Origin of the sequence: Paracoccus sp. T5 (assembly GCF_048538155.2) — a bacterium.
In the GTDB taxonomy this organism is placed as follows: Bacteria; Pseudomonadota; Alphaproteobacteria; order Rhodobacterales; family Rhodobacteraceae; genus Paracoccus.
The window spans coordinates 3,060,879-3,080,983 of record NZ_CM135809.1 but is presented as its reverse complement, the minus strand read 5'-3'; the positions used below and the strand labels follow the sequence as shown (position 1 = coordinate 3,080,983).

Annotated in this window: 25 protein-coding genes; 11 read left to right on the top strand and 14 right to left on the bottom strand. The window is 71.3% G+C overall.

What is annotated here, in order from left to right:
• Positions 1–45: 45 nt before the first annotated feature.
• The 4 genes from ACNR9W_RS15240 to ACNR9W_RS15225 form a co-directional block, all read right to left on the bottom strand.
• A complete protein-coding gene (locus ACNR9W_RS15240; protein ID WP_419268412.1) occupies positions 46–624 on the bottom strand; it encodes a DUF1190 domain-containing protein in 579 nt (192 codons plus the stop codon).
• A gap of 20 nt (positions 625–644) precedes the next feature.
• On the bottom strand, positions 645–1,871 hold the full coding sequence (locus tag ACNR9W_RS15235) for a glutathionylspermidine synthase family protein (RefSeq protein ID WP_419268411.1): 1,227 nt from the start codon (positions 1,869–1,871) through the stop codon (positions 645–647).
• 71 nt (positions 1,872–1,942) lie between these two features.
• On the bottom strand, positions 1,943–3,064 hold the full coding sequence (locus tag ACNR9W_RS15230) for an N-acetylglucosamine-6-phosphate deacetylase (protein ID WP_419268410.1): 1,122 nt from the start codon (positions 3,062–3,064) through the stop codon (positions 1,943–1,945).
• Positions 3,061–3,897, bottom strand: a complete 837-nt coding sequence (locus tag ACNR9W_RS15225; RefSeq protein ID WP_419268409.1) for a glucosamine kinase nucleotide-binding domain-containing protein — start codon at positions 3,895–3,897, stop codon at positions 3,061–3,063. Before ACNR9W_RS15225 ends, ACNR9W_RS15230 begins: the two co-directional genes overlap by 4 nt.
• Before the next feature lie 117 nt (positions 3,898–4,014).
• Between ACNR9W_RS15225 and ACNR9W_RS15220 the strand changes: the two genes are divergently transcribed.
• Positions 4,015–4,593 carry an ImuA family protein gene (locus ACNR9W_RS15220; protein WP_419268408.1) on the top strand — a complete coding sequence of 193 codons (579 nt, stop codon included), beginning with the start codon at positions 4,015–4,017 and terminating at the stop codon, positions 4,591–4,593.
• Here ACNR9W_RS15220 and ACNR9W_RS15215 read toward each other — a convergent pair.
• Positions 4,590–4,883 carry a DUF2218 domain-containing protein gene (locus ACNR9W_RS15215; protein WP_419268406.1) on the bottom strand — a complete coding sequence of 98 codons (294 nt, stop codon included), beginning with the start codon at positions 4,881–4,883 and terminating at the stop codon, positions 4,590–4,592. The genes ACNR9W_RS15220 and ACNR9W_RS15215 overlap by 4 nt on opposite strands.
• Before the next feature lie 188 nt (positions 4,884–5,071).
• Here ACNR9W_RS15215 and ACNR9W_RS15210 point away from each other — a divergent pair, with 188 nt between their 5' ends.
• The 4 genes from ACNR9W_RS15210 to ACNR9W_RS15195 are packed head-to-tail and all read left to right on the top strand — an operon-like array spanning position 5,072 to position 8,634.
• Positions 5,072–5,977, top strand: a complete 906-nt coding sequence (locus ACNR9W_RS15210) for a siderophore ABC transporter substrate-binding protein (protein ID WP_419268405.1) — start codon at positions 5,072–5,074, stop codon at positions 5,975–5,977.
• Positions 5,977–6,930, top strand: coding sequence for an ABC transporter permease (locus ACNR9W_RS15205; RefSeq protein ID WP_419268404.1), 954 nt, complete (start codon positions 5,977–5,979; stop codon positions 6,928–6,930). Before ACNR9W_RS15210 ends, ACNR9W_RS15205 begins: the two co-directional genes overlap by 1 nt.
• Entirely contained in the window at positions 6,923–7,879 is a 957-nt protein-coding gene (locus ACNR9W_RS15200) for an iron chelate uptake ABC transporter family permease subunit (RefSeq protein ID WP_419268403.1), read from the top strand. The genes ACNR9W_RS15205 and ACNR9W_RS15200 overlap by 8 nt, the downstream gene beginning before the upstream one ends.
• On the top strand, positions 7,876–8,634 hold the full coding sequence (locus ACNR9W_RS15195) for an iron ABC transporter ATP-binding protein (RefSeq protein WP_419268402.1): 759 nt from the start codon (positions 7,876–7,878) through the stop codon (positions 8,632–8,634). The genes ACNR9W_RS15200 and ACNR9W_RS15195 overlap by 4 nt, the downstream gene beginning before the upstream one ends.
• Before the next feature lie 16 nt (positions 8,635–8,650).
• Here the strand turns inward: ACNR9W_RS15195 and ACNR9W_RS15190 are convergent, their stop codons facing one another.
• Genes ACNR9W_RS15190 through ACNR9W_RS15165 form a run of 6 tightly spaced genes read right to left on the bottom strand, consistent with a single transcriptional unit; the run spans position 8,651 to position 12,202 of the window.
• Positions 8,651–9,547: an energy transducer TonB family protein gene (locus ACNR9W_RS15190; protein ID WP_419268401.1), complete on the bottom strand. Its 897-nt coding sequence runs from the start codon at positions 9,545–9,547 to the stop codon at positions 8,651–8,653.
• A 4-nt stretch (positions 9,548–9,551) separates the two neighbouring features.
• Positions 9,552–9,920, bottom strand: a complete 369-nt coding sequence (locus tag ACNR9W_RS15185) for a biopolymer transporter ExbD (protein WP_458478530.1) — start codon at positions 9,918–9,920, stop codon at positions 9,552–9,554.
• 16 nt (positions 9,921–9,936) lie between these two features.
• Entirely contained in the window at positions 9,937–10,347 is a 411-nt protein-coding gene (locus ACNR9W_RS15180) for an ExbD/TolR family protein (protein ID WP_419268399.1), read from the bottom strand.
• Positions 10,344–11,030 carry a MotA/TolQ/ExbB proton channel family protein gene (locus ACNR9W_RS15175; RefSeq protein ID WP_419268398.1) on the bottom strand — a complete coding sequence of 229 codons (687 nt, stop codon included), beginning with the start codon at positions 11,028–11,030 and terminating at the stop codon, positions 10,344–10,346. The genes ACNR9W_RS15180 and ACNR9W_RS15175 overlap by 4 nt, the downstream gene beginning before the upstream one ends.
• A complete protein-coding gene (locus ACNR9W_RS15170; protein ID WP_419268397.1) occupies positions 11,023–12,072 on the bottom strand; it encodes a siderophore-interacting protein in 1,050 nt (349 codons plus the stop codon). The genes ACNR9W_RS15175 and ACNR9W_RS15170 overlap by 8 nt, the downstream gene beginning before the upstream one ends.
• On the bottom strand, positions 12,062–12,202 hold the full coding sequence (locus ACNR9W_RS15165; RefSeq protein WP_419268396.1) for a hypothetical protein: 141 nt from the start codon (positions 12,200–12,202) through the stop codon (positions 12,062–12,064). Before ACNR9W_RS15165 ends, ACNR9W_RS15170 begins: the two co-directional genes overlap by 11 nt.
• Before the next feature lie 164 nt (positions 12,203–12,366).
• On the opposite strand from ACNR9W_RS15165, the gene mobA reads away from it, so the two are divergent.
• A complete protein-coding gene (gene mobA, locus ACNR9W_RS15160; RefSeq protein ID WP_419268395.1) occupies positions 12,367–12,972 on the top strand; it encodes a molybdenum cofactor guanylyltransferase MobA in 606 nt (201 codons plus the stop codon).
• On the top strand, positions 12,959–13,831 hold the full coding sequence (locus ACNR9W_RS15155) for a hypothetical protein (protein ID WP_419268394.1): 873 nt from the start codon (positions 12,959–12,961) through the stop codon (positions 13,829–13,831). The genes mobA and ACNR9W_RS15155 overlap by 14 nt, the downstream gene beginning before the upstream one ends.
• On the opposite strand, the gene ACNR9W_RS15150 is transcribed toward ACNR9W_RS15155, so the two are convergent.
• Positions 13,828–14,853, bottom strand: coding sequence for a LacI family DNA-binding transcriptional regulator (locus tag ACNR9W_RS15150; RefSeq protein ID WP_419268393.1), 1,026 nt, complete (start codon positions 14,851–14,853; stop codon positions 13,828–13,830). The two genes, ACNR9W_RS15155 and ACNR9W_RS15150, sit on opposite strands and share 4 nt — an antisense overlap.
• Positions 14,854–15,157: 304 nt before the next feature.
• On the opposite strand from ACNR9W_RS15150, the gene ACNR9W_RS15145 reads away from it, so the two are divergent.
• From ACNR9W_RS15145 to ACNR9W_RS15135, 3 genes are all read left to right on the top strand, one after another.
• Positions 15,158–15,586, top strand: a complete 429-nt coding sequence (locus tag ACNR9W_RS15145; RefSeq protein ID WP_419268392.1) for a hypothetical protein — start codon at positions 15,158–15,160, stop codon at positions 15,584–15,586.
• A gap of 162 nt (positions 15,587–15,748) precedes the next feature.
• Entirely contained in the window at positions 15,749–16,459 is a 711-nt protein-coding gene (locus tag ACNR9W_RS15140) for a TspO/MBR family protein (protein WP_419268391.1), read from the top strand.
• A 31-nt stretch (positions 16,460–16,490) separates the two neighbouring features.
• The gene (locus ACNR9W_RS15135) at positions 16,491–17,033 is read left to right on the top strand and encodes a glutathione peroxidase (RefSeq protein WP_419268390.1); all 543 of its coding nucleotides are present in this window, start codon (positions 16,491–16,493) and stop codon (positions 17,031–17,033) included.
• Positions 17,034–17,055: 22 nt separating this feature from the next.
• Here ACNR9W_RS15135 and ACNR9W_RS15130 read toward each other — a convergent pair whose 3' ends face one another.
• Positions 17,056–17,721 carry an SDR family NAD(P)-dependent oxidoreductase gene (locus ACNR9W_RS15130; protein WP_419268389.1) on the bottom strand — a complete coding sequence of 222 codons (666 nt, stop codon included), beginning with the start codon at positions 17,719–17,721 and terminating at the stop codon, positions 17,056–17,058.
• 81 nt (positions 17,722–17,802) lie between these two features.
• Positions 17,803–19,179: a cryptochrome/photolyase family protein gene (locus ACNR9W_RS15125; protein ID WP_419268388.1), complete on the bottom strand. Its 1,377-nt coding sequence runs from the start codon at positions 19,177–19,179 to the stop codon at positions 17,803–17,805.
• A 151-nt stretch (positions 19,180–19,330) separates the two neighbouring features.
• On the opposite strand from ACNR9W_RS15125, the gene cobA reads away from it, so the two are divergent.
• On the top strand, positions 19,331–20,080 hold the full coding sequence (gene cobA / locus ACNR9W_RS15120) for a uroporphyrinogen-III C-methyltransferase (protein ID WP_419268387.1): 750 nt from the start codon (positions 19,331–19,333) through the stop codon (positions 20,078–20,080).
• Positions 20,081–20,105 lie beyond the last annotated feature (25 nt).

Below are 20,105 nucleotides of genomic sequence, written 5' to 3'. Positions count from 1 at the left end.
AAAGGTTCCCGAAGATGTTGCTGCCCCGTCGGGGGCGACGCAGCTTCAGCCGCCAAATCCGCTGCGGCTGCCGCCGAACCCCCCGCGAGAGGTCGCGGTGGCCCGCGTCATCGGTGCGCGGCCGGCGGTGGCGGCGGGGCGGGCAAAGTTCTGGCTGGCCATCTGGGCGCGCCCGGCATTGCTGCCGAAATTGGTGGTGCCGGTGGCATTGGTGAAGCCGCCCTGGGCATTGCGGTACATCGGCTGCGAGGCGGCCATGCCTCCGCCGGCGCGGCCCAGCATGTTGCCGATCAGGTAGCCCGCCAGCAGCGGCATGAAGATGCCGCCCGAGCCGCCATTGCTGACCTGCTGCTCCTCGGAGCCGCAATTCCCCTCGCCGTGCTGCTCCTCGCAGACGGCCAGGCTGTCATAGCGGGGCGCGGCTTCGACATGCAGCTGCTCGGCCTCGGCAAAGGCCTGGTCGCATTCGGCCGGGGTGAACAGCCCGCCTTCGGTCGCGGCGGCCTGGCAGCTGGCCAGATCGGGAAAGGCCTGCGCCTCGACCTGTTCCTCGCGGCAGCCGGCGACGGTGAAGGCGGCGGCGCCGAGGATCGTCAGCGCGACGGTTCTGGAACGTTTTCTCATGCTCTCCTCCTTGGCACGGATCACTCCGCGATGAAATGCGGCTTGAAGCGCGACAGGTCCTGGGTGATGCGGCCGCGATCCTCGCGCAGGCCGATCCCCGCGCAGGACCGGCCCACGATCCAGGCGCCGACCACGGGCCGGAAGCCGTCGAATTCTGGCAGCGCGTGATAGGCCTGCACGATGCGGGGATGATGGTCGTATTCTGTGTTGGGCGAGGTTTCGGTCACCTCGCCGCCCTCGACGATGGCGACCGAGGCCCCCTCGCGCGAGAAGATCGGCTTGACCACATGGGCGATGCGGAACTGACCGGCCACACGGTCGAAGGCCGCCGCGACTTCGGGCACGGCACGGCCCCCGCCGACCAGCGCATCGGCCACGTCATCGGCAAAGAAGGCCGGCAGAAGGTTCGGATGGCCCGGGAACATCCGCCACAGCACCGGCAGCAGCCCCTTGTTCGACACGACGGCCTTCCATGCGGGCTCCAGGAACATGCAGCCCGACTTGGCGATATGGCGGGCGAAATCGTCCGCCAGAAGATCTTCCCAGGGGTACAGCTTGAACAGCGTGCCGATCACCCGGTCCTCGGCGTCCAGGAATTGCCCGTCCTTGCTGACGGCCAGCTTGTCCAGGTCGCTGTAATGCGCACCCATTCCGGCCTCGCGCGCGGCCCAGGCCATCGATTCGACGGTGGCGTAATCCTCGGGGTTGTCGGCGACGGCGGTGAAATGGATGTCGGTGTTTTCCGGAAACAGTTCGCGGAAACGCTCGACCAGCGCCTCGTGGATGCCGTTGAACTGGTCGGCGCCCTGCGGCAGCACGCCCGCCTCCAGCTGGTCCTCCAGCCACTGCCACTGGAAGGCGGCGCTTTCATAGAGCGAGGTTGGCGTATCGGCGTTGTATTCCAGCAGCTTGGCCGGCCCCTTGCCGTCATAGGCCAGGTCCATCCGGCCATAGATCTCGGGCTCGTTGCGGGACCAGCTGTCGGCGATCAGGTCGAAATGGGCGGGCGGAATGCCCAGCTTGCCCATCAGCGCCTCGCTGGCGACGATCTCGTCCACGGCCTCGCGGGTCATGGCATGCAGGTCGGTGGCCGGGTCCTCGATAGCGGTCTCGATCTGCTCCAGCGTGAAGCGATAGGCCGATGTCTCGTCCCAATAGGGCTCACCGTGCATATGGGCGAAGGTAAAGCCGACTTCGGCGGCCTTTTCGGCCAGATTGGGCCGCGGGGGGAGGGATATCTTCTGCATATCCCAGATGTAGGGGCTGCGCGGGGCAAGGACCAGTGCGTTTGCGCGGGTTTCGGACGCGGCAGGGCGCTTCAGTGCGGCGCCTGCCAGCCGGTCCCGTCCCAGATGCCCCGCAGGGTCAGGTCCGCGTCCAGATGCACCAGATCGGCCGCGCGCCCCGGCAGCAGCCGGCCCGTGGGCGCCCCCAGCAGGTCGGCGGGGATGCTGGTCGCCATGGCCAGGGCGCGGGCCGGTTCCGCCCCGGCCGCGACCACCGTCCGCATCGCCCGGTCCAGCCGCAGGTCCGCCCCGGCCAGGGTGCCGTCGGGCAGGGTCAGGCGCCCGTCGCGGCGCAGGATGCGCCTGCCCTGCAGATCAAACGCCTCCAGGTCGCTGCCCGCCACCGCCATGCAGTCGCTGACCAGGAACAGGCCCCTGGGCCGCGCCCGAAGCGCCACGGTCAGGGCGGCCGGGTCGACATGGATGCCATCGGCGATCAGCCCGGCATGGATCGTGCCCGCCAGCACCGCGCCCACCAGGCCCGGCTGGCGGTGGCCCATCTGGCTCATGGCGTTGAAGAGATGCGTGGCGCAGCGCGCCCCGGCGGCAATGGCGTCCTGCGCCTGCGGCAGGATGCAGTCGCTGTGCCCCAGGCTGACGATGACACCGGCGCGGGACAGGGCGGCGATCTGGTCGGGCGTCGCGGCGCCCGGTGCCAGCGTGACCATCAGCGCGGGCAGGCGGGCGGCGGCATCGACCAGCTGCGCCAGGTCATCCGCGGTCATCGGCCGGATCAGGGCCGGGTCATGCGCGCCGGCCCGGCGCGGGTCCAGATGCGGGCCTTCCAGGTGCAGGCCCAGAAAGCCGGGGATGAGGTCACGCGCGGCCTGGGCCCCGGCGGTCAGGACCTGTGCCGTCACCTGCGGCCGGTCGGTGATCAGGGTGGGCAGGACGCCCGCGCAACCCAGGCCGCGATGTGCGGCGCAGATGCGGGTCAGCGCGGCCGCGTCGGTTCCGGCGCCCACCATCAGCCCGCCGCCGCCATTCACCTGCAGATCGACAAAGCCCGGCGCGATGATGCCGGGCAGGGGGGGCAGATCGGCGGGGCGCGGGATCAGGCCCGCGATGCGGCCATCCTCGACCAGCAGCGCGCGGTCGCGGTGCAGGGTCTGGCCGTCAAAGACCTGATCCGCCGCCAGGACCTGCCGGGTCATCGCGCGGCCCCTTCGCGCGCCAGAGCCAAGGCACCGTCCACGGCGCTGCCCTGTGCTGCCTGAATGGACCAGTCGCGGGCCAGGCGGGCGGCGTAGAAGGGGCCAAGGCCGCCCAGGCACACCACCGGCAGGCGCTGGCCGGCCTGAAGAACGCCCACGGCCTCGGATATCTGGCCGACCGCCGCGTCCAAAATCCCGGTCGCGGCGGGGTCGTCGGACTGGATCAGGCGCGGGGCCAGGGCGGCGAACTGGGCCGGGCTGGCGCGGGTGCCAAAGGCGATGATCCCCTCGAACCCGCCGAAGTCGTCGCGGATCCGGGCCAGCAGCGGGCTGTCGGGGGCAAAGCCGTCGCCCGCGCGCATGGCCAGCGCCAGAAGGCTGCGGCCCAGGACGGCGCCGCTGCCCTCGTCCCCCATCAGAAAGCCGCGCCCGCCATATTGGCGCAGCACCCCGTCGCGCTGGACCGCCAGGACCGATCCGGTGCCCATGGCGACCAGGATGCCGTCGCCCGGCCCCAGGGCGCCGCGTGCGGCGGTGACGGCATCGTTGACGACCCTGCTGCGGGCAAAGGGCAGGCGGGCCTGCAATGCCGCCGCGGCCATGGCCATGCCGCCCCCCGCCAAACCCAGCACCGCGACCAGGTTGGCCGGATGCGCGCCGGCCTGCCGCATGGCGGCGGTCGCGGCGCCCATTATGCTGGCCTCGGCCCCCGCAGGGTCCGAATTGATGTTGGCGGGCCCGCCCTCGCCCTGCCCCAGCAGGCGGCCCGCCCCATCTGCGATGGCCGCCCGGCAGCCGGTGCCGCCCCCGTCGATTCCCAGATAAAGCACCATCGCGCCTCCTTCGGCCGCACCCAACGCGACTGGCCGGGAAATGAAAAGCCCCGACGCGCGGCATCCGGTTTGCGCCAAAGCCATGTTCCTGTATTGTTCATGGTGAAAGGAGGCGCGATGGACCCCGACGACACCGACCCGTTCCGGCTGATCCCGGCCCGCATCCACGAGGTCCAGGGCCAGGGCCGCCATGTCTTCGCGATCTTTCAGGCGGCCCGCCACGGGGGGCCTGTCTTCTGGATCCGGCCCCTGCGCAGCCGCTGGATGCCTTATCCACGCGGCTTGCCCAAGGGCCTGCCGGGCCGGCTGCACCTGGTCCGCACCCGGTCGGAAACCGACCTTCTGTGGTCGGCCGAGGAAACCCTGCGCGCCGCCCCCACCGGCTTCGTCCTGGCCGAGCCGGAACGGCCCCTGTCCCTGACCGCCGGGCGCCGCCTGCAGCTGGCGGCCGAGGCGGGCGGCACGACCGGGCTGATGCTGATCCGAGAAGGGGCGGGATCGAACGCCACCGAAAGCCGCTGGCATTGTGCGCCGGTCCCCGCCCCGCAGCGCGGCATGGCCACGCAGCGGTGGACCCTGGTCAAGAACAAGCGCGGGCTGCTGGGCGACTGGCTGCTGGACTGGTGCCCCCATGACGCCCGGCCGCGCCTTCTGGATGCCGCGGAGATGCCGGGGGTGGTGCTGAACCGGCTCTAGGCTTGGGCGGGCTGCGACCATTCCAGGGGGGCGGGATCCTCGCGATGGGCAAAGCGCAGCAGGTGGCGTTCGACGACGTCGCGCAGCGGCTCCATCGCCGCGGGGTCAGAGGCCTCCAGCACCAGGTACAGGCCCTGCGGCGCGACGGCGATCCGCGCCACGCCCATCTCGAAATGCAGCGCCGCGCGGTCATCCGCGGTCGTCACCTCGATCTTGTTGGCAAAGTGCTTGGACAGGGTGGCCAGCAGCGCAGCGCCGCGTGTGGTCGGGAAATCGGCGGTCATCTGCATGAAATTGTTCCTTCTTGGGGCGGGTTGCCCTTCGGCTAAAATGGCATAGTGATCTTGTCAAGAAATCCGAACCAAATTCCGACAAAAATACATGGCCATTCTTTACCTCCGCCTTGCCCCGCGCTATGCCCCGCCCCATGCCGGGGCAGGTCCCACGATCCCGGTCGTCACGAGGAAAGGATTTTGCCATGCGCCGCATCGCGCTGTCCGGCCTGCTGGCCGCTGCTCTCTGGTCCCCTGCCGGGGCAGAGGAGGTCACGATCGCCACTGCCCAGGGGCCCGTCGCGCTGCAGTCCCCCCCGCAAACGGTGGCGGTCTATGACATGGCAGCGCTGGACACACTGACGGCGCTTGGGGTGATGCCGGCGGGCACGATCGACAATGTCATGGTGCCGGCGCTGCGCGATGCGGTGGCCGATGTGCCCCCTGTCGGCACGCTGTTCGAACCCGACCTGGAGGCGCTGGCCAATCTGGGGCCCGACCTGGTGATCGTGGGCGGTCGTTCCGCCCCGCAGCTGCAGGCGGTCGCTCAGGTCGCGCCGGCCATCGACATGACGCTCGGCACCGACCTGCTGACGGATGCCCCCGCCCGGATCGAGGCCTATGGCACGCTGTTCGGCAAGAAGGCAGAGGCCGAGGCCCTGACGGCCGACCTGGAGGCCAGGCTGGCGGCGCTGCGCGCGGCGGCCGAAGGGCAGGGAACCGCGCTGATCGTGCTGACCAACGGGCCCAAGATGTCGGCCTATGGCAAGGATTCGCGCTTTGGCTGGATCTTCGGGGCCGCTGGCCTGGCCGAGGCGGTCGAGGGGCTGGACCAGGCCACCCATGGCCAGGGCATCAGCCATGAATTCATCGCCGAGGCCAATCCCGACTGGCTGCTGGTCGTCGATCGCGGCGCGGCCATCGGCGAGGACGGGCAGGGCGCCGAGGCCACGCTGCGTTCCCGCCTGGTCGAGGGCACGACAGCCTGGCAAAAGGGCCAGGTGATCTATCTGGACCCGGCGGCCGCCTATATCTCGGCCGGCGGCTACGGCGCGATGACGACGCTGCTGGACCAGCTGACCAAGGCGCTGTCCGACGCCCCTGCCAGCTGATGCGCCCCTTGCCCGCCCTGTCATTGGCGCTTGTCGCGCTGATGCTGGCCAGCCTGACCGTCGGCGCCGCGCAGGTCGACCTGCGCGGCATCTTTCATGATCCGCAGGCGCTGTTGGTGCTGCTGGAATCGCGGGTCCCGCGCACGATGGCGGTCGCACTGACCGGGGCGGCGCTGTCGGTGGCGGGCGTGCTGATCCAGGCGCTGGTCCGCAACCGCTTTGTCGGCCCCGACACCTCGGGCACGGCCGAGGGCGCGGCGCTGGGCCTGCTGGCGGTCACCATCCTCTGGCCGGAAAGCCCGCTGTGGCTGCGCATGATCGCGGCCAGCCTGTCGGCCATGGCCACCACCGCGCTGTTCCTGGCCGTGATCCGCCGCCTGCCCGTGCGCGAGGTGATGCTGGTTCCCATAGCAGGCCTGGTCCTGTCGGGCGTGCTGGGCTCGGTCGTGACCTTCATCGGCTGGCAGAGCGACCTGATGCAATACGTGGGCACCTGGCTGTTCAGCGGCGAATTCTCGGGCGTCATCTCGGGGCGATACGAGCTGTTGTGGATCGCGGCGGGGGCGGCGGGGCTGGCGTGGCTGTCTGCCGACCGTTTCGCGATCCTGGGCCTGGGCGATCAGGTGGCGACGGGGCTGGGCCTCTCCACCGCGGCGGTGATGCGGCTGGGGATGGCGGTGGTGTCGGTGGTGACCGCGATGGTCGTGACCACGGTGGGCATGATCCCCTTTGTCGGGCTGGTCGTGCCGAACCTGGTGGCGCGGATCATGGGCGACAACCTGCGCGCCTCGCTGCCGGTGGTGGCGCTGGCGGGGGCGGTCTTGGTCCTCGCCTGCGACCTGGTCGGGCGGCTGGTCATCCGCCCCTACGAGCTGCCGGCCGGCCTGATCCTGGGGATCGTCGGCGCCGGGCTGTTCCTGTGGCTGCTGCATCGGCGGCCCGCCCATGGATAGGCGCGCAGTTTTGATGCTGGCCGGGCTGGCGGCGATCCTTGCCGGGCTGTCGGCGCTGTGGATGTGGCAGGGTCTGGGCGGGGGCAACCGCGGCTTCATCATCGGACTGCGGGCCGGCAAGCTGGCCGCGCTGGTGATCGTCGCGGTTTCGATCGGGGTGGCGACGATCCTGTTCCAGACGGTGGCCGCGAACCGGGTACTGACGCCGTCGATCATGGGTTTTGACGCGCTCTACGTGCTGCTGCAGACGCTGCTGGTCATCACCTTGGGCGGGGCGGGCTATGTGGGCCTTCCCGCGGGGACCAGGTTCCTGGCCGAGATCGGCGTGATGAGCGCACTGGCCGCGCTGCTGTTCGGGACGCTGCTGCTGCGCGGGGGGCGCGACGTGCCCAGGATGATCCTGACCGGCGTGATCCTGGGCGTGCTGTTCCGGTCCCTGTCGGGCTTTCTGGGTCGGGTGTTGGACCCGAATGAGTTTTCGGTCGTGCAGGCGGTCAGCTTTGCCAGCTTCAACCGGGTCGACGTGACGCTGCTGCCGATCGCGGCGGTGATGGCGGCGGTGGCGGTGGCGGCGGCGCTGCGCCTGTCGGCGCAACTGGACGTGCTGGCATTGGGGCGCGATGCGGCCGTGTCGCTCGGGCTGCGCCATCGGGCGGTGGTGGTGGGGGTGCTGGCGCTGGTGGCGGTGCTGGTTTCAGTCTCGACGGCGCTGGTGGGGCCGGTGGCCTTCTTCGGCCTGATCGTGGCGGGGCTGGCGCATGGGCTGATGCGCACCGCCTCCCATGCCGCGCTGCTGCCGGCGGCGGGGCTGCTGGCGGCGATCCTGCTGGTTGGGGGGCAGTGGCTGTTCGAACGCCAGCTGGGCCAGGCCGCCACCCTGTCGGTCGTCGTCGAATTCGCGGGCGGCCTGTTCTTCTTGTACCTGCTGCTGAAGGGGCGCATCCGATGATCCAGATCCACGGGGTCGGCCATGCGATCGGCGGGACGCCGATCCTGCACGACATCACCACCACCCTGCCCAAGGGCCGCCTGACCGCGCTGATCGGCCCGAACGGCGCGGGGAAATCGACGCTGCTGCGCCTGATCGGGCGGCTGGAGCCGCTGCAGCAGGGCCGCATCACCGTGGCCGGCCATGACGTGACCACCACGCCCACCGACAGGCTGGCGCAGGTCATGGCGATCCTGGGCCAGCAGACCACCATCGCCAGCCGCTTGCGCCTCTCGGAACTGGTGGGTTTTGGCCGCTGGCCCCATCACAAGGGCCGCCCCGGCCCGCAGGACCGGGCGCTGGTCTGGCTGGCGCTCAAGGCGTTTTCGCTGACGGACCTGGCCGACCGCTTTCTGGACGAGGTGTCGGGCGGCCAGGCGCAGCGCGCGAATATCGCGATGGCCTGGGCGCAGGACACCGACTGGCTGCTGCTGGACGAGCCGCTGAACAACCTGGACATGGCCCATTCCCGGTCCCTGATGTCCCGGCTGCGCGGTTTGGTCGACCAGGGAGGGCGCAGCGTGGCGATGGTCGTCCACGAGATCAACTATGCCGCAGCCTGGGCCGACCACGTGATCGCCATGAAGGACGGGCGCGTGGTGGCCGAAGGTCCGCCCGACGCGGTCCTGACCGAGGATCTTTTGTCGCGGATCTATGAGACACCCATCCGGATCGGCCGGCACCAGGGCCGGCCGCTGGTCCTGCACCACGTCTGACGGCAGACAGGGGCCGCTAGCGGATCGTGAAGGGCTGCTGGAACGTATAGCTGGGATCGGTCAGCGCCGCCGGGGCGGCCGGACAGCTGCGCACGCGCTGGATGCCCCGCAGCACCTGCGCATCGACCCGCGCATCCCCCGTGCCGCCCGCCAGCACCGCCCCCTGCACCCGCCCGTCGCGCCCGACCGAGATGTTCACCGCGACCCGCCCGCCGCGACCGCCCGACACGCGCGACAGCTGCCGGGCAAGGCAGGTCTGGATCTGCGCGCTCCACTGCGCAAGGGCGCTGGCGCGGGTGGCGGCGCTGGCCCCGCCGCTGCCACCGCCCGGACGGCTGGCCTGGCCCCCCTGTCCAGCCGCCTGCGCGGGCGGGGCGGCGGCGGGAGCCGCCTGACGCTGCGGCTCGGGCTTGCGCGCCTGCGCCTCTGGCGCGCGCCGCTTGGGGCGGGGGTCGGGGCGGGCCGAGGCCTCCAGCGTCAGCGCGGGTTCGGTCTCGATCTGCGGCGGGGCGAATTCCTGCAGGTCGGGCAGGTCCAGCTGCGCGGGCGCGATCCGCGGCGGCGGCGGGGGTTCGGGCAGGTTGGGGCGGGCAAGGTCCGATTCGGGCGCAATCATCTGCGGCTGCGGGATCGGCGCGACCTGTGTCAGATTGTCGGGCTGCGGCTGCGGCTGCGGCTCGGGCATCGGCTCGGGTTCGGCCAGGTCGGCCATCTCCTCGACCTCGGGCGGGGTTTCCCAGTCCGAGACCATCGCTCGGATCTCCTCGCCGCCCGCGGCCAAGGCGGCGGGAGGGGCCTCGGCCACCGCGCCCCTTTGAACCTGGTCGGGCAGCAGGACCGCCGCCGCCGAGACATGCAGCGCAGCCGCGATGGTGAAGAAGCCGGCGGTTTCCAGCGTGCGTCGCGTCATCATCGGATCAGCCCCCGCTGACGACAAGCTGCGCGCCTGCGTCGGTGATCTGGCGCAGGCGTTTCAGATGACCCGCCAGCCCCGCGGCCGGGGTGGCGGCGTCGGCGCGGATCTCGACCGGGCCTGTGCCCTCCCGGGCAGCGATGCGGTCCCAGACCGCCGCGCCCCGCGCGTCGTTCCAGGCCAGCTCGCCCTCGGCCGAGACATAAAGCACATCGCGCGCCGCGGCGGGAATGTCCGAGCGGCTGTCGGGCGGCGTCAGCGGAAAGGGCGTCGAGGGCGCGATCTGCGCCGTCAGCAGGAAAAAGATCAGCAGCAGGAAGACGACATTGATCATCGGGATGATCGATTCGCCGCGGGGCTTGCGGGGGGGCATGTCGATGCGCATGGGCCTATTCGATCAGGATGAGGTTGGTGACGCCGCCGTCGCGCAGCAGGTCCATGACGGTGACAAGCCGCTGCAGCGGCGCGCCCTCGCGCGGGCGCAGGATCACGGCGGCGCCGGCGTCGGGCAGAAGCTGCGCCACCTGGACGGCCAGCTGCCCCTCGGACGCGGGCTGGCCGTTCAGCAGGACCGTGTCCGGGGTCACGTCGACCAGGCGCGGCGCGCCTTGCCATTCGCTGCCGGCCCCCTCGGCGCCGCCTGCGATGGGCAGGACCGCATCGGTCCCGAAGCGCGAGGCCAGCATGAAGAAGATCAGCAGCAGAAAGACCACGTCGATCATCGGCGTCAGCGACATCCGCCGGGGATGGCGCGGCGGCCCCAGGTCGAAGCCGCCCTGGCCGCGGGCGCCGCTGCTCATTCCGCGGCCTCGACCAGTCGGGCGCGGGCGGTGGGACGGTCGCCGGACGTGACAAAGACGCGGGTCGCCAGATCCTCCAGATCGGCCTGCAGGCGGTCGGCGATGCTCTCGAACCAAGACAGCGCCACGCCGGCGGGAATGGCCACCGCCATGCCCGCGGCGGTGGTCAGCAGCGCCACCCAGATCCCCCCGGCCAGGTCCGACGGATCCGCCTGGTTGCCCGAGCTCTGCAGCACCTGGAAGGCGGCGATCATCCCCAGGACCGTGCCCAGAAGGCCCAAGAGCGGTGCGATCGTCGCGATCAGCTCCAGCGAGCGCAGCCCCTCGCGCGAGCGGTAAAGGACCTGCCGCGCGACCCGCGCCGTTTCCTCGCGCGCGGCCTGGTCGTCAAAGCGCGGGTCCAGCGAGGTGCCGATGGCGGCCTGCGCCACCCGCGCCCGGGCCGAGGGGCGGCCGCGGACCTGCTGGATCGCCTCGTGGCGGCGGCCCTGGGTCCACAACTCGACCGCCCGGCGTGAATGGCGCCCGCCCCAGACCCCCAGCCGCCACAGCGATCCGACCTTCCACAGCACCACCGCCAAGGTGATGACCGACAGGGCCGCGATCAGCCACATCGTCCAGCCGCCGTCGCGGATCATTGCGAACAGCGGCAGGGCCGCCAGCATGTTGCCAAGTTCAGTCATGGTCGGGTTCCTTGCGCGTGGCGGTCCAGTAGACCGCAAGATGGGGGTCGGGCGCGCCGGGCGCGGCACCGGCATCCAGCGCGGCCTTCAGCGGCGCCAGGGCGGATCGTTCGGTGGCAAACCACAGGGCCTGCGCCTCTGTCCCCTGGGCCGACAGCCGGGCGGCCAGCGCGGCCTCGCCCTGCGGCGCGTGCTGCAGGTCAAGGCCCGGATGCGCGGGCAGCGGATAATCGGCGGTTCGCCCGAACAGATGGCATTCGATCCGGGCCTGCGGGTCCTGTGCTGCGATGATGCGCGCTAGGGCGGGATAGGCGGTTTCGTCCCCGCCGATCAGCAGGCGCGCGGTGCGGGGGATGCCGCCGCCCCCGGGACCGGTCAGGCCGATCGCCGCGCCTTGAGTTGCCTGGCAGGCGAAGGCGGCGACCCGGCCGCCCGGATGCAGAAAGACGTCGGCCTCCATCCAGCCGGCGGCCGCATCGATGGCGCGGACGGTATAGACCGGGCGGTGCAGCGCATCCGGGCCCTGCGGCCAGACCGTCTGGCCCCGCGCGCCGATCACCGGCCAGACCGGCGCCCGCCGCGCATCGGGCTGCAGGACCAGCCGGAAATGGATCAGCTGCCGGGAAAAGCGGTCCAGGTCCGGAGCCTCGATCCGCAGGCGCAGGAAATCGGCTGTCAGCCGGGTCACGCGGGCCAGTCGCGCCAGGCTGAAGTTCGGCGGCGGCGCCCCTTCCCGGTCCAGCCGCGACCAGTCGGGCGCAAGTCCCGGAAAGGCCGCCGCCAGGTCCGCCGTCCAGCCGTGGCGGAGCACGTCCAGCCGGGCGCGGTTTTCGGCGCGGACATAGAGGATGCTGCCCAAGGGACCCATCCGCGCGCCGAACTCTCCGCCCTCCAGCTTGCACCAGGCAGAGCGGCCGTGGCCGTTGTGCATTTCCAGCCCGCGCCGCTGCGCCAGGTCGGCCACCAGCGCCGCCAGCCGGGGAAAGCCCAGTTCGGGGGCTGCGGCCTCGGTCTGGAAGGGGGGCAGGGGATCATGCCTCATCGGGGTCCCCGGCTGCGAGGCCCGGCGCCTCCATATGCAGATAGGAGGCCCCGCTGTCCTTGCCCCGTACGGGGGCAGCAAGTGGTGTCGTTCCAAGAAGCACGGCAAAGACCGTCAGTTGTTTGCGCATGGCCTGTTCCTCTGCACGCGAAAGGCGCTGGCGGGGCAGGTGTCCTGCGCCGCCTACGGAATCTGACTAAAGATGTCAAGAATAGCGTCCTGCTGCCCCCGCTGCTGCAGGGCGCGGCCGAGGCGCCCCTTGCGACGGCTGCGCCGCCGCGCCACAATCGGGCCATGACATTACCCGCGATGATCCTGGCCGGAGGTCGCGCCACCCGGATGGGGGGCGCCGACAAGCCCCTGCTGATGCTGGGCGGCCGCCCCATCCTGTCGATCATCCTGGCGCGGCTGGCGCCCCAGGCCGGACCGGTCGCGCTGAACGTGAATGGGGATGCGGCCCGCTATGGGGGCTTTGGCCTGCCCATCCGCGCCGACAGCCTGCCCGATCACCCCGGCCCGCTGGCCGGCATTCTGGCGGCACTGGATTGGGCGGCGGAGCTGGGCGCGCCGCATGTGCTGACGGTCGCGGGCGACACGCCGTTCTTCCCGGACGACTTGGCGCCCCGGCTGCTGGCGGCGCGCGGACCCACCGGGTTGGCCTTGGCGGCCAGCGGCAGGACGGGCGATCCGCGCGACCATCCGACCTTTGGCCTCTGGCCCGTCGGGTTGCGCGACGACCTTGCCGCCACGTTGGCGCGCGGCGAGGGTCGCGTCCGCAGCTTTGCCGCGCGGCACCAGCCGGGGATCGCGGTCTGGGACGACCGGCCCTTCGACCCCTTCACCAACATCAACACCCCGGACGACCTGGCGCGGGCCGAGGCGATGATTGCCGCGCTTTGACCTGATCCTGATCCTCGACTGGTCGGCGGCGGGCAGCCCCAGGCGCGGGGCCGATTCGATCTGGCTGGGCTCGGACCGGGACGCGGCCAGCAATCCCGACACCCGCAGGCGGGCCTGGAAGCAGCTGGGATGCGTCCTGTCGCGCGCGGGAAAACAGGGGCTGCGCGTGCTGGTGGGGGCGGATTTCGCCTTTGGCCACCCGGCCGGACTGGCGGCGGTGATCACCGGGCGGCCCGATGCGCTGGCGCTGTGGGATCACCTGGCCGCGCTGCACCAGGACGACGACCGCAACCGCAGCAACTATCGCGACCTGGCCGCCGCGATGAACCGCCAGCTGGGGCATCCCGTCTTTTGGGGCAACGGGCGCAAGGCGCAGATCCCCGACCTGCCGCGCCTGCGCCCGCCGCCCCAGCCCGACCTGCCCGCGCATCGGGTGACCGAAACCGCACCACCGGGCGGTGCCCGCCCGAAATCGCCCTTTCAGCTGGCGGGGGCGGGCTGCGTCGGCGCGCAGAGCCTGACCGGCATCCCCTGGCTTAACCGGCTACGCCAGCGTCCGGGCCGCGCCGTCTGGCCCTTCCAGCCCTGGGACCAGGCGCAGGTGGTGCTGGCCGAGGTCTATCCGTCGATGATCGCGCCCGAGCTGCGCGCGGCCCAGGGCTTTCCTTGCCGCGATGCCGCGCAGGTGACGGTGCTGGCGCAGGCGCTGCGGTATCTGGACGACCGCGACCGGCTGGTGCCGATGCTGGCACCCGATCCGCGCATCACGGACCTGGCGGCCGAGGGGCAGATCCTGGGCTTTGGGCACGAGGTCGAGCTGCGCGCGGCCGCCCGCGCGGTGCTGCGCACCAAGACCTAGCGCCGCGGCGGCGCGGTCGACCGGCCGACGACCAGCTCGGCCTCCAGCAGCTCCTGCACCGGCGGGGCTTCGCCCCCTTCGATGCGGTCGATCAGCAGCGCCGCGCAGCGCTGTCCCGCCACCCGTACGGGGGAACGCATGCCGGTGAAGACCGGCACCGCCTCGCGGTTGGCGTAATAGGACAGGTCGTCGTCGAAACACAGCACCGACAGGTCCGTGCCCAGCACCATCTTCCGCTCCTCGGCGGCCTGCTGGACGCCGGCGGCGATCATCGTCGCCGCGCACAGGACCGCGGTCGGCGGCATCGTCCCCTCCAGCAGCCGCCGGGCATGGGCATAGCCATAGGCCGTCGTCATCTCGCCCGCTACCATCAGGCCCGGATCGGCCTCGACCCCCGCATCGCGCAGCGCCCGCAGATAGCCCTCGCGCCGGCGATGGGCAAAGTCCAGCCGCTCGTCCCCGTTCAGCAGCGCGATCCGGCGGTGGCCCAGTTGCAGCAGGAAGGCGGTCGCGCGTTCGAAGGCGCGCTGGTTGTTCACGTCGACCCAGGAATAGGGCGCCTGGTGGCCCGACACCCGGCCATGCACCACGAAGGGCAGGCCCATCTGCTGCAGCATGGCGGGGCGGGGGTCGTCATGGCCCGGAAACTGGACGATCACGCCGCCGACCAGCCCCTTGGATTTCAGCGCGCGATAGGCCTGCGCCTGGTCGTCATCCGCCACAAAGCTGAGGTTCAGGTCAAAGCGGCGGCGCGCGCATTCCTCGCCCACGCCGGCCAGGAAATCGGCATAGATCGGGTTCACGATCTCGTTCCGGCCGGTCATCGGGATCACGCAGCCGATCACGCTGGCATGGCCGGTGGCCAGCGACCGGGCATGGGCATTGGGACTGTAGCCGTGCTGCAGGGCGGCGGCGACCAGGCGGGCGCGGGTCTGTTCGTTCACCTCGGGATGGCCGTTCAGCGCGCGGCTGACGGTGGTGGGCGACATCCCCACCAGCTTGGCGAATTCCTTGAGCTTCATTCCTGCCCCTCCGGCGCGGCGCATTGTCGCGCAGGCCCCCGCGTGCCCTTCCATGCCGCGTCTGCGGCCGCATGGCAACCGGCCGGGCCTCACATCCGGCGGGCTTTGTCCGTTACCTCCAAATGACAATGCCAGTGGCGCAAGGGCGGCAACTTCTCCGCTCGGCGCGCGTGTCTAGGCCAAACAGCAGGAGACAGACGGTGACCGACCTTTCCCTTGGCAGCCTTGCCGACCCCCCCGGTGCGCCGGCCCCTCCGGGCCCGCGCATCGTCGCGGATCATCAACAACAGCTAGAGGGGCCGCCATGATGCTGCTGCACGACCGACTGTCCCGACGGTTTCTGGAAATGGCCTCGCGCATCCGCCGCGGCACGCTGATCGTCACAACGCCCGAAGGCGTCGTCCACGGCTTTGGCGGGCACGCGCCCGGTCCCGATGCCCGGCTGGTCGTCCGGGACTGGTGCATGGTTCCCGCGCTGGCCCTCCGGGGCGACATCGGCCTGCGCGACGCCTGTCGCACGGGCTGGTGCGACACGCCCGACCGAAAGGCCCTGTCGGCGCTGGCCGTGCTGAACGCGGACCTGCTGAGCCGCGACATTTCAGGACATGGGCTGCAGATGCTGGCGCTGCGGGTGCTTGACGTCCTGAACCGCAGGATCGGCGCCACGACCGCGCCGCGCCGGACCGCGCCCCGGCGTCTGCCGGCCCTGCTCGGACGCCCGCATGGCCTGTAGCGCAGCAACCATCCGGCCGACCGCTGACGGCGCAGCCTGGGCGAAAGCCGCCGGGTGAACAGCCGCCCGCTGAGCGACCCCAAAGGGGGCTGGACGCGGCCACCCCGGGCCTCCACCTTCGGCAGCGGCCCATCACGCGGCAAAGCCGAAAAGGAATGACCCATGTCCAACCGCAGCCTTGCCCTCCTGGTCCTGCTGGCCGCTGTGGCCTTTGCGGCCTCGCCGGTGATCTTTCCGGGCTTTGCGGGATACGAGCCCGACCAGTTCCCGATCCCCCAGCAGGACCCGCCCGTCCAGCCGGCGGGTTGGGCCTTTTCCATCTGGGGGGTGATCTATGCCTGGCTGATCCTGGGGGCAGGATACGGGCTGTGGAAACGGCCCGAGGCGCCGGACTGGCGGCCGATGCGGCCCTGGCTGCTGGCCAGCCTGGCCATCGGCTTTTTCTGGATCCCCGTCGCCAACCGGATGCCGGGGCTGGCCACGCTGATGATCCTGGCGATGCTGGCCACGGCCCTGATGGCGCTGCTGCGCTGCGGGCGGGATGATTCGTGGCTGCAGGCGCGGCCGGTGGGGCTTTATGCGGGCTGGCTGACGGCGGCCTCGGGCGTGTCGGTGGGCATCTGGCTGGGGGGACATGGCTGGCTGACGGCGCAGGTGGCGGCGATCCTCTGCCTGCTGGCGGTCTGCGCCATCGCCTTGACGGTGCAGGGCCTCAGGCCCCGGGAATGGGGATATCCGGCGGCGGTCATCTGGGCGCTGCTGGGCGTCATCGCGGCCAATCTGGGCGCGGGCAACTGGATCGTGGTGATCCTGGCGGGCTTGGGCGCGGCCGCGCTGGCGGGTCGCATCTGGACAAGCCGCCGCAGCGTCTAGCATAGTTCGAACTCATTCCGGAGGTTGCACGATGAAACGTCGCGTTTTCCTGTCGCTGGCCACCGCGATCTCGGCCTTGGGCCTGGCCCCGGCCCGGGCACAGGGCCCTGCACCCAGCTTCACCTTTCCCTCGATCGACGGCGGCGAATACGACACCGCCGACTGGCGCGGGCGGCCCGTGCTGGTGGTCAACACCGCCTCGCTCTGCGGCTTTTCGGGCCAGCTGCGCGACATGCAGGCCCTGCACGAGACGCATGAAGGGCGCGGCCTGGTTGTCCTGGCGGTCCCCTCGAACGACTTCCGCCAGGAACTGGCCACCGGCAAGGAGGTCAGCGAATACTGCCAGCTGGAATATGGCATCACCCTGCCGATGACCGACATCCTGCCGGTCGCCAGGGGCGAGGTGCATCCCTTCTATGCTTGGGTGCGCCAGCAGACGGGCTTTGTCCCGCAGTGGAACTTCAACAAGGTGCTGCTGGGCCCCGACGGGCAGCTGCTGGGCACCTGGGGCTCCTTCATCAAGCCCGGCGGCCGCCAGATCATGGGAACGGTCGCGCCCTATCTGTCGGCCTGAGGCCTGCCAAAGGGCCTTGGACCTACCAGGGCACGGGCTGGCCCTTCCAGTCCCAGAAGCTGCCCGTATCCTCGGGGCGCAGGCGGGCGACCACCTCCAGCAGCGCCGCGGCGCTGCGGTCCGGCGTGATGGTCGGATGGCGGGCGGCATATTTCGCCGTCAGGGGCGTCTGGACCGTGCCGGGATGCAGCGCGACCAGGATCGCGTAGCGGTTCCTGCGGCGGTATTCGATGGCGGCGGTGCGGATGATCTGGTTCTGCGCCGCCTTGGCCGCGCGATAGCCGATCCATCCGCCCAACTGGTTGTCCCCGATCGACCCCACGCGCGCCGACAGCGAGCCCATCACCGCGCGGCGGTCCCGTGCCAGCAATGGCGCAAAGGCGCGGATCGCCAGCGCCACGCCCGTGGCGTTCAGCGCGAATTGCGCCGCCATGGCGTCCGGATCGACGGCATCCAGCGTCTTTTCCGGCTGCCGTCCGTCGATGACCAGCGCCCCCGTCGTGTTCAGGATCAGGTCGAAATCCTGGCCCTGCAGGCGCGCGGCATGATCCGCCACGCTGTCGGCCCGCGTCAGGTCCAGCCCGTCGCCGCTGCGCGAAAGGCCGGTGACCCGGGCCCCCTGATCCGCCAGCCGCGCCGCCAGTGCCGCGCCGATCCCTCCCGAGGCGCCAAGGATCAGGGCGCGCATCAGGCCGCCCGCCTGAGGGCGGGGCAGGCGGCCCTGAGGGTGCGGAAAAGGTCGGGAACGGTCGCTTGCATGGCGGTCCTTTCAGGATTTCAGCTGTTCATAGGCCGTCAGCGCCCGCGCCCGGCCTTCGGCCAGAGAGAGGGCGGGCAGGGCCCTGCGGCTCAGGTCGATGTTCCAGGACCGCGGCGCGGCGGCCGCGAAGTCATGGGCGCCGGGCGCATCGGGACGCATCCAGTGGTCCTGATAGCGCGCCTTGGGGTCGAACTTCTCGGCCTGGGTGTCGGGGTTGAAGATGCGGAAATAGGGCGAGGCATCCGGCCCGCAGCCCGCCACCCACTGCCAGTTCATCGCGTTCGACGCCGCGTCCCAATCCGTCAGGCAGCGCGCGAACCAGTCCAGCCCCAGCTTCCAGTCGGTCAGCAGGTGCTTGGTCAGATAGCTGGCCGTGATCATCCGCACGCGGTTGTGCATCTGGCCGGTGGCATACATCTCGCGCATGCCGGCATCCACGATCCTGACGCCGGTCTGGCCGCGCCGCCAGTCCTCGGCCGCCTCATTGTCGGGCTTCCAGGGAAAGCGGTTCCATTCCGGCCGCCAGCAGCTGGCGGGCATGTCAGGGCTGTCATGCAGCAGCTCGCGCGCGAATTCGCGCCAGCACAGCTCGGACAGGAAATGATCGACGCCGCGTTCGCCCGACTGGAAGGCGGGCTGGCAGCGGGCCCAGATGCGGCGGGCGCTGATCTCTCCGACCGCCAGCGCATCCGACAGGCTGGAGGTGGCGCGGTCGCGCGCGGGCTGGTCGCGATGTTCCTTGTAGTCGGGCAGCGAGCCTTCCAGGAAGGCCTCCAGCCGGGCATGGGCCTCGTCCTCTCCCGCGCGGATGTGGCGGGCCAGCACGTCCCAGCCCCGGTCCATCTCCGCTCGCGCCTCGGGCCAGTCGGTGCCGTCGCTGTCGGGCCAGGCATCGGGGGCGGTCAGCCGCGGCACTGCCAGCGGCGGCGCGATCGGGGACTTGCGCAGCGCCTTCCAGAAGGGCGAGAACACCTTGTAGACGCCGCCCGCCCCGGTCAGCACCGATCCGCGCGGCACCAGATCGGCCAGCGGATGCAGGTGCAGCCGCGCCCCCCCGCGCTCCGCCGCCTCGGCCAGCCCGTCATCGCGGGCAAAGGGAAAGCCCTCGGTCGCGTGGACCGTTGTCGCGCCGGTCTGGCGGGTGATCTCCTCCAGCACCTCGACCGGATGGCCCCGGCGGACGATCAGCCGGCTGCCCTGCCGGCGCAGGGAGGCCTCCACCGACGGCAGGGACATGGCTTGCCGCTGCGCCGAGGCGGGATGGTCGCGCGCCTCGGTCGGGTCCAGGATCACCAGCGGGATCACCGCCCCCTGTTCCGCCGCCGCCACCAGCGCCGGATGGTCGTCCAGCCGCAAGACCCGCCTGAACCAGCAGATGACCGTCATCGCATTCTCCTCATTGCGCAGGGGACGACACGCGGCAGCGCCCCCGAAAGTTTCACCACGTCGGCAGGCTGCAACGGGATGCGCGGCATTGTCACACCCCGTGCGGGTGGTATAGCTGAAGCCCCGCCCGCTCCGAAGGCCCGCCGCCGCCGTGTCAGATCCTGCCCTCCGCCCTGGTTTCGTCTCGCTGGTCTCGGCCGGCCCGGGCGACCCTGACCTGCTGACGCTGAAGGCGGCCCGCCGCCTGGCCGAGGCGGATGTGGTGCTGTTCGACGACCTGGCCTCGGGGCCCGTCCTGGACCATGCCGCGCCCGAGGCCGAGCTGATCGCCGTGGGCAAGCGCGCCGGCCGCCCCTCGGCCCGGCAGGAGGTCGTGAACGAGCTGCTGGTCAGCCATGCCCGCGCCGGGCGCCGCGTCGTGCGCCTGAAATCGGGCGATGCCGGCATCTTCGGCCGCCTGGAGGAAGAACTGGTGGCCCTGACCCGCGCCGCCATCCCCTTCGAGATCGTGCCCGGCGTCAGCTCCGCCAGCGCGGCGGCGGCGGCCATGGGCATGCCCCTGACCCGGCGCCTGACGGCCCGGCGCGTGCAGTTCGTCACCGGCGCCGACGTGACCGGGCAGCTGCCGCAGGACATCAATTGGGCGGCACTGGCCGACCCGTCGGTGACCACCGTCGTCTTCATGGGCCAGCGCAGCTTTCCCAAGCTGGCCGAGGGGCTGGTGGCCCATGGCCTGCCCGGCACCACCCCGGCCCTTTTCGCCGAGGCGGTGGGGCACCCGACACAGCGGCTGGTGCAGACGACCGTCGACGGCCTGGCCCGGATGATGCGCGAGGGGCCGGCCAGCCAGCCGGGCCTGATCCTCTATGGACCGCTGGCCTTTCCCCCGCATCTGGGGTGACGTGCGGGCGCCCGGACGCGGCGCC